The 14,257-nt window shown below is 71.0% G+C and carries 11 protein-coding genes; 3 read left to right on the top strand and 8 right to left on the bottom strand.

Annotated elements, in window-relative coordinates; genetic code table 11:
• Window positions 1-6 precede the first annotated feature (6 nt).
• From tagF to tssJ, 5 genes are read right to left on the bottom strand one after another with little or no spacing between them, the layout of a single operon-like run.
• Window positions 7-726 (bottom strand): type VI secretion system-associated protein TagF, encoded by a 720-nt coding sequence (gene tagF, locus CEG14_RS09465; RefSeq protein ID WP_094826130.1) that lies wholly within the window; start codon window positions 724-726, stop codon window positions 7-9.
• Complete coding sequence (gene tssM, locus CEG14_RS09460; RefSeq protein ID WP_094826129.1) at window positions 708-4,325, bottom strand: type VI secretion system membrane subunit TssM; 3,618 nt, start codon at window positions 4,323-4,325, stop codon at window positions 708-710. Before tssM ends, tagF begins: the two co-directional genes overlap by 19 nt.
• Complete coding sequence (locus CEG14_RS09455; protein ID WP_094826128.1) at window positions 4,322-5,602, bottom strand: DotU family type VI secretion system protein; 1,281 nt, start codon at window positions 5,600-5,602, stop codon at window positions 4,322-4,324. Before CEG14_RS09455 ends, tssM begins: the two co-directional genes overlap by 4 nt.
• A gap of 46 nt (window positions 5,603-5,648) precedes the next feature.
• Complete coding sequence (gene tssK, locus CEG14_RS09450) at window positions 5,649-6,977, bottom strand: type VI secretion system baseplate subunit TssK (RefSeq protein WP_094826127.1); 1,329 nt, start codon at window positions 6,975-6,977, stop codon at window positions 5,649-5,651.
• Window positions 6,978-7,008: 31 nt separating this feature from the next.
• Window positions 7,009-7,560: a type VI secretion system lipoprotein TssJ gene (tssJ, locus tag CEG14_RS09445; protein ID WP_094826126.1), complete on the bottom strand. Its 552-nt coding sequence runs from the start codon at window positions 7,558-7,560 to the stop codon at window positions 7,009-7,011.
• 233 nt (window positions 7,561-7,793) lie between these two features.
• Here tssJ and CEG14_RS09440 point away from each other — a divergent pair, with 233 nt between their 5' ends.
• The 3 genes from CEG14_RS09440 to CEG14_RS09430 all read left to right on the top strand — a co-directional run bounded on the left by CEG14_RS09440 (window position 7,794) and on the right by CEG14_RS09430 (window position 9,908).
• Window positions 7,794-8,189 carry a TssQ family T6SS-associated lipoprotein gene (locus CEG14_RS09440; protein ID WP_094826125.1) on the top strand — a complete coding sequence of 132 codons (396 nt, stop codon included), beginning with the start codon at window positions 7,794-7,796 and terminating at the stop codon, window positions 8,187-8,189.
• Window positions 8,190-8,228: 39 nt separating this feature from the next.
• Window positions 8,229-9,221 (top strand): FHA domain-containing protein, encoded by a 993-nt coding sequence (locus tag CEG14_RS09435; RefSeq protein ID WP_094826124.1) that lies wholly within the window; start codon window positions 8,229-8,231, stop codon window positions 9,219-9,221.
• 123 nt (window positions 9,222-9,344) lie between these two features.
• The gene (locus tag CEG14_RS09430) at window positions 9,345-9,908 is read left to right on the top strand and encodes an RNA 2'-phosphotransferase (protein ID WP_094827467.1); all 564 of its coding nucleotides are present in this window, start codon (window positions 9,345-9,347) and stop codon (window positions 9,906-9,908) included.
• Between the two features lie 9 nt (window positions 9,909-9,917).
• On the opposite strand, the gene CEG14_RS09425 is transcribed toward CEG14_RS09430, so the two are convergent.
• Genes CEG14_RS09425 through tssH form a run of 3 tightly spaced genes read right to left on the bottom strand, consistent with a single transcriptional unit; the run spans window position 9,918 to window position 14,248 of the window.
• Window positions 9,918-10,334, bottom strand: coding sequence for a hypothetical protein (locus CEG14_RS09425; RefSeq protein ID WP_094826123.1), 417 nt, complete (start codon window positions 10,332-10,334; stop codon window positions 9,918-9,920).
• Complete coding sequence (locus tag CEG14_RS09420; RefSeq protein ID WP_141243305.1) at window positions 10,331-11,599, bottom strand: hypothetical protein; 1,269 nt, start codon at window positions 11,597-11,599, stop codon at window positions 10,331-10,333. Before CEG14_RS09420 ends, CEG14_RS09425 begins: the two co-directional genes overlap by 4 nt.
• A 39-nt stretch (window positions 11,600-11,638) precedes the next feature.
• Window positions 11,639-14,248 (bottom strand): type VI secretion system ATPase TssH, encoded by a 2,610-nt coding sequence (gene tssH / locus CEG14_RS09415; RefSeq protein ID WP_094826121.1) that lies wholly within the window; start codon window positions 14,246-14,248, stop codon window positions 11,639-11,641.
• Window positions 14,249-14,257 lie beyond the last annotated feature (9 nt).

Here is a 14,257-nt window from a genome sequence, read left to right as displayed (position 1 = left end):
CTCCTGTCAGGCGCGCCAGCCGGCGCCCATGGGCCAGAACAGTTTTCCGAACAGCGTGGCGTTGAGCGCCCCTCCGTGCACATAGGTGTGATGGGCCGCGCCATCGGCCTGGTTGGTCCACCAGTAACTGGTGTGCGAATCGGGGTTGAAGCACGCGGGCAGCTCGGCCCAGCCCGTGCCCGTCGGCGCGCTCGGCGCGGCGGGCGTGCCGAGCCCGGCGTTGAGGATGTCCATGATGTCGTTGCCCGGCGTCGCGCTCGGCCCGGGCCGCGGCAGGCTCAGGTTCAGCAGCAGCTGGTCGAGCTGCTCGGGCGCGCGGCCATGGCGCACCGCGCCCATCACCCCCGCGCCCGCCTGCCGGTAAAAGGCGCCCGCGGCGTCCAGCAGGGCCGGCGTGTACTCGGCCGGATCCAGGTAGGAGATCACGCACAGCGGATAGCTGCGCCCCACCCGGTCGCGGCTCGGGCCGATGCAGCCCAGCTGCACCAGCCCGGTCCCGAGCCCGGCCGGGATCGCGAAATTCCAGATCGGCGCGCCGGCATAGGCCCGCTGCGCCTGGTCTTCGAGCACGCTGGCGCGCAGCGACGCCAGGCCGTGCTGCAGCCATTTGTCCCACCATGCGATCAGCTCGCGCGGCAGGCGCCGGTGCACGAAATCGCCCGCGGCCGGCAGCTTGCCGTACCAACCCAGCGCGCCCGCGCCCGCCATCACGACCGCCCGGGACATGCGAACCCCCGCATTTCTGCCAGATTGAACGGACTCTTCACGCTGCTCGCCGTGATCTCCAGCACCACCTTGCGGCCCTGGATGTCGAAGGTGGCCAGCACCGTCTCCGGTGCGCTGCCGCGTGCCAGCTTGGCGCGGTCGAGCAACCGGTTGAGCGCCCAGGGGCCGTTGGCGGCCATGCCGGCCGCGCCGGTCTGCGGCTGCAGCTCGATGCGGACCTGGTTGGAGCCGCGCGGGCCCGGCCACTGCACCTGCGTGGCGACCTGCGGGCCATGCGCATAGCGCACCAGCTGGCCGTCCACGTCCATCAGGAACTGCGTGATGCTGCTGTCCATCTCCACCGGGCGGATCGACACGCGATACTGCGGCGTGACGCTGCCGGCCGAGAAGTAGACGTCGCGGATCACCGCCGCGCGCTGGAACATGTCCAGCACCGGCGAATGCTTGCCCGGGCTGCCGTCGATGCCTGGCTTGAAGCGCCAGCGCTGGCCCGACACGTCGATCTGCGTCGCCAGCCGCTTCTGGAAGTAGTCGTCCATCATGCCGGTATTGGGCGAGAACAGCCGCGCCAGGTCGTTGGGCGCCACGTCGCGGGTGGCGCCGGCCGAAAACGGATAGCGCCCCGCGATCGACTGGCGGCAGAACACACCGATCGTGGCCGCCACCTCGTCATTGAGCTGGTCCTGCACCACCCCCGACACCTCGCCCGACGCATTCACCGACAGGCCGTTGAGCAGGTCGCGCACCGGCTCGGGCATGCGGCCCGCCTCGGCGCGCAGCTTGGTCACCACGTCCGAACTCGGCGCCGGATTGGCGCTGCGCAGCGCGGCATCCGAGGCGGTGAGATAGGTATAGAGCTCGTTGATGAGCCCCGAGGTGGCGATGATCGGGCTCTGGCCGTTGCCATCGGCACTGGCCAGCCGGCGATACGGCTCGAAGTGCTGGTCGACGATGGTCTCGAGCTTGTCCTGCGACGCGTCCGTGCGCACGCCGTTGGTCGGACCCACCGGGCCGAACAGCTGCTCCAGCGTGTCGCGCGTGCTGCTCACCCGGCTCTTGGCCTCGTCCACCAGCGAGCGCGCGCCGCCATCGGCTTCGCGCAGCAGCGTGGTCTCGCGCGCCACGCCCTGCACCAGCTTCACCAGCGGCGAATCCGGCGCCGACAGCGTGCGCGAGGTCTGGATGCTCTGCAGCAGCGAGGTGCTGGGCGCGAGCTTCACATCCGCCAGATAGTCGTCCCAGTGCTTCACATAGTCATTCATGTAGAGCCTGCGGATGTCGCTCACCAGCGTGTCGGCGCCGAGCCGTTCCTGCACGCTGCCCGGCTTGATGCCGAGCACCCAGGCGTCATCGCTGCGCAGCCGCTGCGCCACCTGGCCCACGCGCGGATTGAACACCTTCCAGTAGCCCTCGTAGCTGTACAGCGCGGGGATGCCCTGGCTGAGCGGCTTGCCGCTCTTGCGCACGAACACCGACCCGGCCTGCCCGCCCGCCAGCGTCAGCACCGTGGTCTCCGGCGCGGCGTCGTGTCCGATCAGCAGGCGCCGCACCCGGCTGTACGAGCGCTGCGCCAGCGTGTAGCCGGCCAGCCGTTCGCGCGCCTTCGCCACCAGCGCCTCGTCCTTCGGGAACGGCGAGACGATGACCTTGTTCTGCACCAGGTTGCGCAGGTGCAGCGACATCAGGTCGTACTGCCGCCGGGTATAGCCTTCGGGCAGCGTTTTCTGCATGTCCGACAGCAGCCAGGCGTGCATGAAGTCCGCGTCGTAGTGATCCGTCTCGTACAGCATCAGATAGGCGCGCAGGGCCTCGTAGCCGTACTCCAGATCGTCGGGCGCGGCGCCGCGCAGCGCGGTCTCGATGCGGCGCGCCACCTGCGGCAGCAGCACCTGGTCGAGCGTGTTGCGATACACGCCCTGCGCCGCCGCCTGCATCTTCTGCCCTTGATACAGGCCGAAGCGGTAGCTCCAGGGCGGCGAATCGAGGTCGAAGTCGGCGCCCTGCGGCAGATACCAGAGCGCATCCAGGAACGGCATCAGGCCCAGCACGTCGCCCGCCTCGGTGATCTTCAGGTCCTGGCCGAGCTTGTCGGCCACCGGCACCCGGCGCTCGATCTCCGCCAGATAGCGGGTGTTGTTGCCGTAGCTCACGAACCAGCCCACCAGCAGCGCCAGCAGCACCGCGGTGATGGCCGCATAGCCGGCCCAGTGCACACGGCGGTAGCGCCGCTCCCAGCGCAGGTTGCGTCCGGCCAGGCCCGCCTCCTTGAAGATCACCTCCTGCAGCAGGTTCTTCAGGAAGAAGCTGCGCGCCTCGCCATGGTTGGCGCTGCTGTCGAGCGTGCCGTCCAGGCGCAGGTAGCGCCGCAGCCGGCCCGTGACCTGGTCGAAGGTCTCCTCGCCCGAGGCCTGCGTGCCGCTGGTGAAGTACACGCCGCGCGGCACCAGCCGGGCCTCGTAGCGGGTGGAGGAGAACACGTCGCTGATGAATTGCCCCAGCACGCCCTGCAGGCTGGCGAACTGCTGCGGCAGCATGTAGGCGAGCGCGCGCCCGCCCTCGTCCTGTTGCGCCGCCAGCACCTCCGGCAGCGCGTCGTCCAGGCGGCGCTGCAACAGCCGGTACTCGGCATGGAAGGCCTCGTACAGATCGAAGTCGGCCTCCTGCGAGCGCGCATAGGGCAGCGTGAAGCCCCAGACCTGCTCCAGGTCTTCGCGCCCGAAGGCCTCGAAGTAGGCCTCGAAGCCGCTCAGCAGGTCGGTCTTGGTGACCAGCACGTAGACCGGAAACTGGATGCCCAGTTGCTCGCGCAACTCCTGCAGGCGGCGCCGCAGCACGGCGGCCTGCTGCACCCGCTCGGTGTCCGAGGCCGACAGCAGGTCGGCCACGCTGATCGTCAGGATCGCGCCGTTGATCGGCTGGCGCCCGCGAAAGCGCTGCAGCAGGACGAGAAAGCCCTTCCATTCGGTCTCGTCGCCGATCGGATCGCTCTCGTGCGTGGTGTAGCGACCGGCGGTATCGAGCAGCACCGCGTCGTCGGTGAACCACCAGTCGCAGTTGCGCGTGCCGCCCACGCCGCGCAGCCCTTCCTTGCCGAAGCGGTCGGCCAGCGGGAAGTTCAGGCCCGAGTTGACCAGCGCCGTGGTCTTGCCCGAACCGGGCGCCCCGACGAACACGTACCAGGGCAGCTGGTAGAGATACTGGCGCGAGAAGCGCGCCATGAGCCCGGGCTTGTCGCCGTGCTCGAAGCGCGTGCGGCGCAGCAGCTCCACGGCCTCGTCGAAGCGCGTCTCGAGCTCCTTGACCTCCGGGTTGACCGGATCCTCGGGCTTGGCACGCGCCTCGCCCGCGGGCCGGCGCAGCTGCCCCAGCAGTTGCGCGTTCAACCGTCCCTGGCACCACTTGCGCCACAGGATGCGCAGCAGCCAGATGCCGAACAGCACGCCGATCAGGATCAGGCGCGACGGGGCCGGCTCGAGCGGCCGCAGCGCGCCGATCGCGAGCAACGGGCCCGCCACCCAGATCAGCAGCGACAGCGCCACCAGGCCCAGGAAGTTCCACAACCCCCGGCTCATCAAAAATCCAAAAAACCGGTGAATCATCGCGCGGCTCCTTCGACGGTCTGCGCGCGCGGCAGCGGCGGCACCAGCAAGGTGATCTCGACGCGCCGGTTGCGGGCGCGATTGGCGGCACTGTCGTTGGGCGCCACCGGATCGGCCTCGCCGCGGCCCTCGGCGCGCACGCGGCGCGGATTGTCGAGGCGGTCTTCGAGGATGTCCTTCACGGCATCGGCACGCGCCTGCGACAGGTGCCAGTTCGACGGAAAGCGGGCGCTGCGGATCGGCACGTTGTCGGAATAGCCGCTCACCAGGATGCTGCCCTCCGTCTCGCGCAGCGCGTCGGCCACGCGCGCCAGCACCGGCATGTAGCGCTCGCGCACCGTGGCGGCGCCCGAGTCGAACAGGCCGTCGCCGCGCAGCACCACCACGCTGCGGTCGGCCTCGTCGCGCACCGTGACGAGGTCTTCTCGGATCTCGGGCGCGAGGAACTCGGCCAGCCGGGGCGCGGCCGCCGGCTTGGGCTGGACCTGGGCGCGCGCCAGCTCCAGGCGCGGCGTGCGCACGCCGCTCACCGAGGCGAACACCGTGTCGGAGACCGTGCCGAGGCGCCAGGAAAACAGAAAGTAGATCGCCAGCGCGATCACGCCGGCCAGCGCCGCATAGGCCCACAACGGCACCGGCAGGCGCCGCGTGGCCACCTGCGCGGGCGCGTCGCGCCAGTGCGGCGACAGCTCGCGCGCGTATTCGCCGCGCGCCCCGCGCAGGATGCGCAGCAGCCGCTGGCGCAGCGTCTCGAGCTGCGAGCGGCCATTGTCGAGCACGCGATAGCGGCCCTCGAAACCCAGCAGCAGGCAGTAGTACAGCAGCTCGAGCAGGTCCAGGTGCTGGCTCGGATTCTGCGACAGCTTGGCCAGCAGCTGGAAGAACTTCTCGCCGCCCCAGGTCTCGTTGTGGAAGGTCACCAGCAGGCTGTGCGCCGACCATACCCCGCCGCCGCCCCACGGCGTCAGCGCCGCGGCCTCGTCGAGCGCGGTGCACAGGCAATAGCGCGCGCCCAGGATGGTTTCATTGGGGATGCCAGCCTGTTGCGCGCGCAACTCGAACTGCCGCACCTCGTCGACCAGTTGCTCGCGCAACATGGCGGGCGACGGGTGCGACACGGTGTTGCGGATCTGCGGCACCAGATCGAGCAGCGGATTGGCGGCCGCCACCAGCGGATTGCTGCCGCTGATCACATACTCGTCGCCGCGCGACGCCTGCGCGTCGTCGGGACCCGCGCCCGGAAACAGGGGCGCGTTGAGAATGGCTTCTGAAGTCATGATGTTATGGATTCTCCGGCGGCACACGCCGCCCGTTCACAGTCGCTCAGTCACGCAGGGCCCAGAACTCCATCGACAGGCCCGGGAACTCGCCCGCCAGATGCAGCGCCATCGCGCCGCTGCGTTCGAGCTGCTTCCAGAAGTCGCCGCCCTTGTCGAGCTCGAAGTACACGTGGCCGGCGTTGTAGGGAATCTGGCGCGGCGCCACCGGCAGCGCCCGCACCGTCACGCCGGGCAGCTGCAGGTGCACCAGGTCGCGGATGCGGTCCACCGGCCCGATCTTGACCTGGGCCGGAAAGCGGGTGGACAGCGTCTGCGAGGGCATCTCCGCGTGCACCGCCAGCACGAACGCGGCGCTGCGCAGCAGCTCGGCATCCGGAATCTGCGCCACGCGCACGCCCTGGCCGCGGTCGTGCAGCGGGATCGGAATGGCGTGCTGCTCCAGCACCACGGACAGCGAGCGCCGCAGCTCCTGCATCAGCGGCTCGAAGCTCTCGCGCAGGTCGTCGTGGCGGTACTCCGGCAGCACGCGCGGACGGCGTTCCGCCGTGGTGTAGGTCGACAGGTCGCAGGCCAGCATGAGCCAGTCGTGGAACAGGCGTTCCGGATGCTGCGCCGGCGTCTGGCGCGCGTGCCAGAGCGCGCCGGTGTAGCGGTTCACGGTTTCGAGCAACAGGAAGTCCGCCACCTCCGACACGCCGCCGCGGCCCGGCTCGGCCAGGCGCTGGTGCATCGATTCGGCGCGCGCGGTGAGCAGGCCGTAGAGCTCGTCGACATAGCCCGCCAGCACCTCGTGGCGCCCGCTCGCAAGCCACGGTGCGATGTAGTGCGCGTCCAGCACCACGCGGTGATCCGCGCGCCGCTCCAGCACCCGCGCCACCGGCAGCGCGACCCAGTCGTCGCCCAGCTCGCTCTCGGGCATCAGGCGCAGCCGCGGCCGGCCCAGCTGCATGAGCGCGGGCTCCAGCCCCACCGCGCCGCTGTCGGCCACCTCTTCTTCGTGCACCAGCCAGCGCGCCAGGGTCTTGTCGCTGTCTTCATAGACCACGTCGGCCGAGCCCGCGCGCAGGCGCGGCAACGCCAGCACGATGCGCGCGTCGCGCAGCCCCGCCGGCACCTCCAGCGCCGGCGGCGCGTCGTCCACATGCCGGAACACGAAGGGCGTGCCGTCGGGCAGCACCCCCTGCGCCTGGCGCAGCACGAGCTTGCCGATGGCGAGCGCGTCGTCATCGATCTCGAGCTCGTGAAAGCCCCAGCCGTATGACTGCGGCGCGCGCAGCCTGCCGGTCTGGTCCAGATACCGTTCGAATTGCTGGAAATGCTGCGGCCGCAGGAACATGCCCTCGGACCACACGACTTTGTCATACGCTGCCATCGATCGCACTCGCAAGAGCGCCGGGAGGTCGTCAGAAGATCGACCACCACGAGCGCGGTTTCTGAATGACTTCCATGCCCTCGCGGCCCACCGTGATCGGCACGGGCTCCTCGCTCGGGGAAAACTGCCAGACCTTGTAGATGTTGGTGTTCTGCGGTTCGGGCAGATTGACCGTGCGGCGCCAGCCGCTCTCGTCGAGGTCGCGGTAGGCCGCCACCACGCCGATCACGCGCGCCTGCACGTTGCCGGGACGGCGCACCACGCGGCTCTCGCCGGGCTTGAGGATCACCGTCTCGGTGTCGAGCAGTTCGACGCCCAGCGCGGCCTGCGCGTTGCCCAGCAGCGTGAAGTAATCCTTGGCCTCGAACTGGTTCGAGGAACGCAACTCGAAGATGGTGACCTGGATAGGCGAGGCGCGGCCGCGCGCGTCGGGGTTCACATCCTTGGCCGCGGTGAGCTCCACCGCGTACGGCACCGCCACCTGTTTGGCCGTGGATGAACACCCTGCCACGGCCGCGACCAGGCCCAGCAGGATCACCGCGCGTCCGAAGGCCCGCCACCGGGCCCAGACGGGATAGGTCATACGTCCCCCCTCTTCTGTCGGTTCTTACGCAAAGCGCGTATTTTCAGTTGAGAAAAATGACTGGCAAGTGAAGTCTTCAAGGCGTTACCGGACTTACTTTCCACATACATTCGCAACGCAATCGAAGCAATCTCGAAACCTTCCGTCGTAATTTCAGCGGCCGCGCTCGATATCATGCTGCGGCATTCGCCGTGCCCCCGTCGTATCTCCTTCGGAAGGACCCGAACCGCACCATGACCACGATCAAGACCCTGCGCAGTACCACCGCGGCCGTCGCGCTGCTGATTCTCGCGGGCTGCGCCGTCACCCCGTCCGCCAGCCAACGCGCGCCCAGCGCCGAAGAGACGGCCGAGCTCGGCCGCGTCAAGGACGACTACGGCGCCGGCCGCTACGGCGAGGTCATCCGCCGTGTCGCGCGCTCCGACGTGCTCGCGAGCGCGCCCGATGCGACGCGCATCGAGGCCCTCAAGCTGCAATCGTTCAGCTATTGCATGAGCAACTACGCGCAACTGTGCCGCGACGGTTTCTCGCGCATCCTGCAGCTCGATCCGAACTTCACGCTCGCGCCCAGCGAAGCCGGCCATCCGCAATGGGGTCCGGTGTTCGAGCAGGCCCGCGCCGCCCGCTGATTGCAGGCCCGACGGCCCTTGCGGCCACCAGGAGACCGTATGAAACTCACCGCCCTGCAGCACCAGACCGACCGGCGTTTCGTGCCGTTTGCCGCCGACTTCGACGGCGACGGCGGCACCATAGGCAGCGCGCCTGGCAATGTCCTGACGCTGCCGGCCGCACCCGGCGAGATCTGCCGCCTGCAGGCCGCGCTGCGCATCGACGGCCACGACCGCTGCTCCCTGCTGAACCTGAGCGGCATGGCGCCGGTGCGCATCAACGGCGTCGCCGTGGCGCCCTGGCAGCGCGCCACCGTCCGCGCGGGCGACACGCTGGAGATCGGCCCCTACGCGCTGGCGCTGGGCGAGCCGCCGCAGGACAGCGCCGCCGAGCCCGATCCGCTGTTCGCCGGCCTGGACGCCGTGCCCGGCGCCGCCGCCGTGCCGTTCGCCGCCATCTCGCTCGATCTGCCGGCCCTGCACGACCCGCTGCCCGGCGCCGACGCGAGCGACGCACCGCCGTCCCTGGCAGGAACGGTTGCGGGCGAAACCGTCGCGCCCGCAACCGTGGCCGCCACGCCGGTGCCCACCGACGCCGCACACGACGATGCCGGCGCCATGCCGGACCCGCTCGCCGCGGCCGAGGCGCCCGCCGCACCGGCCGGCGACGTGTTCGCCGATCTGTTCGGTCCCGGCACGCTGCCGGTCGGCGCCGCGCCCGACGTCGATGCCCATCCCTTCGCGCTGCGCTCCGACATGGAACGCAACCCCGCCGATCCGCTCGCGCATCTGCAGGCCGCCGGCCTGCATGCGGGCGAGCCCGGCGATCCGCTGGCCGCCTTCGACAGCCCCGACAGCCCGCACCTGCGTCACGTCATGAGCGACGCCACCCCGGGCGTGCTGAGCGAAAGCGAGGCCGAGCGCGAGGGCTCGCCGATCCGCGACGCGCTCGACGAGGGCCGCGCACGCGGCGACGACGGCGCCCAGGCGCAGCGCCAGGGCGCGCGCGACTACGGCGGCGCCCACGTGCGCATGCCCACGCCGCGCCGCTGAGGCGCCCGCCTCCGGCCCGCGCGCGCGGGCCGGTAGCCGCGCCAGCCGCAGCGCGCGCGGCCGCGCCGGCGCAGCACGGCGGCGCAAGACCGCTGTCACGACGCGCGGCGTATCATGGCGGCCATGAGCGCCTCCCACACCGACACCAGCAAGTTCCTCAGCTACGTCCTGCGCCATGCGCCGCAGGAGATCGGCATCGTCCTCGACAGCGAAGGCTGGACCGATATCGACACGCTGCTCGCCCGGGCGGCCGTACACGGCCGCGCGATCGACCGCGCCCTGCTCGACGCGGTCGTGCGCACGAGCGACAAGAAGCGCTTCAGCATCTCCGACGACGGCCGCCGCATCCGGGCGGCACAGGGCCACACCAGCGCCGCCGTCGCGCTCGCGCACCCGGTGCGCGCGGCGCCCGCCACGCTGTACCACGGCACCGCCACGCGCTTTCTCGACGCCATCCTGCGCGAGGGCCTCAAGCCCGGCGAGCGCCATCACGTGCACCTGTCGGCCGACCCGGCCACCGCCATCGCGGTGGGCCGGCGCTACGGCACGCCGGTGCTGCTGCAGATCGATGCGCAGGCCATGCAGGCGCGCGGCCATGCCTTCCAGCAGGCCGACAACGGCGTGTGGCTGGCGGCGGCGGTGCCTCCCGGATTCCTCAGCGTATGCGTGCGCGACGAACAAGCCTGAGCTCCTCCCTCAGTCGTCCGCGTGTTCCGACAGGTCGGCCTTGTAGCGCAGCGACTCCTCCCGCGCGGCCGCCATCCAGGCGTCGAAATCGGGATAGCTGAGGTTGTCCCAGGGGGTCTGCTTGGGCCGGCCGTAATCGAAGATGCGCACCACCGCGGGCTCGCGGCCGTCGAAGCAGGCCACCACCGGGTAACCGTCGTTGTAGAAGCCGCTCGGATCGTCGATCTCGGCGAACGGCACCAGCGGGCGGCCCGGAAACTTCAGCAGCAGCGCGCCATAGGTGCTGAGGGTGCGCGCCATGTCGCGCGCCAGGAACTGCCAGGGCGCCAGGTCCGGCCACGCGCCGGACTGCACCAGCGCGAGATAGGCCTGCGGCCACACAAAGCCTTCGGGCAGGATCGGGGTCTGGTAGAGAAAGGGCTTCATTTTCGTCCTGTGATGCGTGGGGTTTCGTAGGAGCCGTAGGGGTTCGCCTTGCCGAAGCCGCCCGACTGGTTGCCGATGCGGCCGGAGATGGCCTCGCCCCAGGTGTCGTATTGCTGCCAGTTGCGCTCGGTCTGCATGACGCGCGTGAGCGGCTCGTTGTAGTCGCGCATGGTGGCCTGCACGTCGATGCCGGCCTCGCGCGCGGCGGTGATGCGGGTGTTGTCCATGCTGGTGAGCTTGCCGTCGGGCATGCGCACCACGTCGACCGGCTCGCCCTGCCAGCCCTTGGTGCGCATGCTGTCGACCAGGTCGTCGTAGGTGTAGCGCTCGCCGGTGAGGCGATCGACCCGGTTGTTCGACACCGTGTTCTGCGACAGCCGCACCTCGTTGGGGTCGAGCGCGGCGCGGTTGGGCGGCAAGCCGCCGCCGCGCTGCCCGCTGCCCTCGCCCAGTTCCTCGGCCTGGGCCGCGCGGCGCTTGCCGCCGGCCTGGCGCGCCAGCCGGCCCGCGCCGCGCGTGAGCAGCGCGATCACCACGCCGGCGCCCAGCGCCGCCGCGCCCGCGGCCAGCGCCTGTGCCGCCTTGTCCAGGTCCGCGTGGGTCTTGGCGCCGACCGTGCCGGTGATGAAGTCGATCAGGTGCCCGACCGCGTCGAAGATGGCCCAGCCGGCCAGCGCGAAGCCGACGGCGATCAGGATCACGTCCATCACCTGGCCCACGCCCACCGCGTGCGAGCCGGCCCACACCACCAGCGCCGCGACCACCGCCGCGATCGCCTCGGGCGACACCAGCTTGGCGAATTCCTCGCGCAGCGCCGGCGCCATGAAGTCGAGCGCGCGGCGCAGCACGTAGGCGAAGCGCGCCTGCAGCGGCCACTGCGACACCGGCCCGGGCGGCGCCTCCAGCATGGCGGCCGGCACGTCGGGCACCTGGTTGCCGCCGTCCGAGACGGCGTCCGGCACCAGCATCGCGGCCACGGCGCCCACCTGCGCCATGCCCGCCACGTGGTCCACCACCTGTTCGGGCGACTGCTGCCAGTTGGTCGAACCGGTGCACATGATGCGCCGGTACATGGTCAGCAGCTGGTTGCGGTTCGTGTCGTCGCGCACGAACGGATAGAGCGCCGCACGGAACGCGCTGGCGTCGGTGATGAGCAAGGTGGGCGAGACGCGCGCGAACGCGTGCCACGGCCCCACCAGCAGCACCTCGCCGGGCCGCTTGAGCGCGGCCACGTCGCCCGACTGGGCCATTGCCCGCATGTTCACGCGCACCTCCTGGTCGATGTCATCCGGCGTCTCCCGCGCTCAGGCAAAATCGAACACGAACTCGCCCGCCTCGGCGTCCACCGCCACGCGCGAGAGCGCGCGGCCGCCGGCCTGGGCCTCGAGCAGCGCGCGGCTGATGGGCGGCAGCACGGCATTGGTCAGGATGGCGTCCACCAGCCGCCCGCCCGACTCGACCTCGGTGCAGCGCGCCACCACCTGCGCCACGGCGCGCGGCCGCAGGTCCAGCGTCACGCCGTGATGGTCGAGCAGGCGCTGCGCCACGCGCGCGGCCTGCAGCGCCACGATGCGCGCCATCATCTCGTCGTCGAGCGGCACATACGGCACCACCGTCATGCGGCCCAGCAGCGCCGCCGGAAATACCTGCAACAACGGCTCGCGCAGCGCGCCGGCCAGGCCCTGCGGCGTGGGCATCAGCTCCGGGTCGGCGCACAGCGCCGCCACCCGGTCCGCGCCCACGTTCGAGGTCAGCAGGATCACCGTGTTGCGGAAATCGATCGCGCGCCCCTCGCCGTCTTCCATGGCGCCCTTGTCGAACACCTGGAAGAACAGCTCGTGCACGTCGGCGTGGGCCTTCTCCACCTCGTCGAGCAGCACCACGCTGTAGGGCCGGCGCCGCACCGCCTCGGTCAGCACGCCGCCCTCGCCGTAGCCGACGTAGCCGGGCGGCGCGCCCTTGAGCGTCGACACCGTGTGCGATTCCTGGAACTCGCTCATGTTGATGGTGATGAGGTTCTGCTCGCCGCCATACAGGGTCTCGGCCAGCGCGAGCGCGGTCTCGGTCTTGCCCACGCCGCTCGGCCCGCACAGCAGGAATACGCCCACGGGCTTGCCGGGATCGGTGAGGCGGGCGCGCGCGGTCTGCACGCGCTGCGCGATGGTCTGCAGCGCCGGGGCCTGGCCCAGCACCCGGCGGCCCAGCGTGTCGGCCAGGTTCAGCACCGCATGCGCCTCGTCCTTGACCATGCGGCCCACGGGAATGCCGGTCCAGTCGGCCACCACCGCGGCCACCGCCGCGCCATCGACCGCCGGAAAAATCAGCGGGCTCTCGCCCTGGCCCTGCAGCAGCGCCGCGCGCGCCTGGGCCAACTCGTCTTTCAGGCCGGCCAAGCGTTCGGCCGGCGTGGCCGCGTCCTCGACCTCGCGCGCCAGCGCAAAGACGCGCGCGGCCAGCGCCGCCTCCTGCTCCCAGCGCTGTGCCAGCCCGGCTTCCTCGGCGCGCGCCGTCTCCAGCGCCCCGGCCAGCGTGGCCTCGGCCGCGCCGTCGCGCAGGCCCAGCCTGGCCTCGCGCGCCACGATGCCGCGTTCGATCTCCAGCGCCTCGATGCGGCGCCGCGCCTGCTCCAGCTGCGGCGGCACCGCGTGCTGGCTCACCGCCACCCGTGCGCAGGCGGTGTCGAGCAGCGCCACCGCCTTGTCGGGCAACTGCCGCGCCGGAATGTAGCGATGCGACAGCCGCACCGCGGCCCGCAGCGCCTCGTCGAGCAGCAGCACGCCGTGGTGCGCCTGCAGCGCGCCGGCGAGGCCGCGCAGCATGTCGCAGGCGCGCGCCTCGTCGGGCTCGTGCACCTGCACCACCTGGAAGCGCCGCGTGAGCGCGGGGTCCTTCTCGATGTACTTCTTGTATTCGGCCCAGGTGGTGGCGCCGACCGTGCGCAGCTGGCCGCGCGCCAGCGCCGGCTTGAGCAGATTGGCGGCGTCACCCGTGCCCGCCGCGCCACCCGCGCCGACCAGCGTATGGATCTCGTCGATGAAAAGCACCACCGGCTGCGGACTGGCCTGCACCTCGTCGATCACGCTGCGCAGGCGCTGCTCGAACTCGCCCTTGGCCCCGGCGCCCGCCTGCAGCAGGCCGATGTCGAGCAGCAGCAGCCGCACCTCGCGCAGCGGCGGCGGCACGTCGCCCGCGGCGATGCGCAGCGCCAGGCCCTCGGCTACGGCGGTCTTGCCCACGCCGGCCTCGCCCGTGAGGAGCGGGTTGTTCTGCCGGCGCCGCATCAGGATGTCGATGATCTGGCGGATCTCGGGGTCGCGCCCGGTCACCGGGTCGATCTCGCCGGCGCGCGCCCGGGCCGTGAGGTCCTGCGCGAACTGCTGCAGCGCGCTGCCACCCGGCCGCGGCGCGGCGGCCTCGCCGGTGGTTGCGGGCGCATCTTCCGGCGAGCCCTGCACGATGGACTCGAGCTCCTCGACCAGCACGTCGGGCACGATGCGCGCATACAGCGGCGACATGGCCAGCACCACGTTGCGCAGCGCATAGGTCTTGAGCAGCCCCGCCAGCAGATGGCCGCTGCGGATGCGCTGCGCGTGATAGCGCAGCGAGCCCAGCACCCAGGCACGCTCGACCGCCTGGTCCACGTGTTCGGAGAGATCGGACACCGAGCTCGCGCCGCGCGGCAGCTGGTCCAGCGCGGCGGCGGTGTCGGCCAGCAGCTGGTCGCTGTCGAGCTCGAAACGCCGCGCGATCCGATGCAGGTCGCTGTCGCCGCCATGCAGGATCTGGTGCAGCCAGTGCGCCAGCTCCACATAGGGATTGCCGCGCAGCTTGCAGAACGCGGTCGCGCCCTCCAGCGACTGGTAGAGCAACGGGTTGAGTTTGCCAAACAGATCGATGCGGCCGATATCGGACATGGTGTTCTT

The sequence above is a fragment of the Bordetella genomosp. 1 genome (genome assembly GCF_002261335.1).
Taxonomy (GTDB): Bacteria; Pseudomonadota; Gammaproteobacteria; order Burkholderiales; family Burkholderiaceae_B; genus Bordetella.
This window is presented reverse-complemented; position numbering and strand designations above follow the sequence as displayed.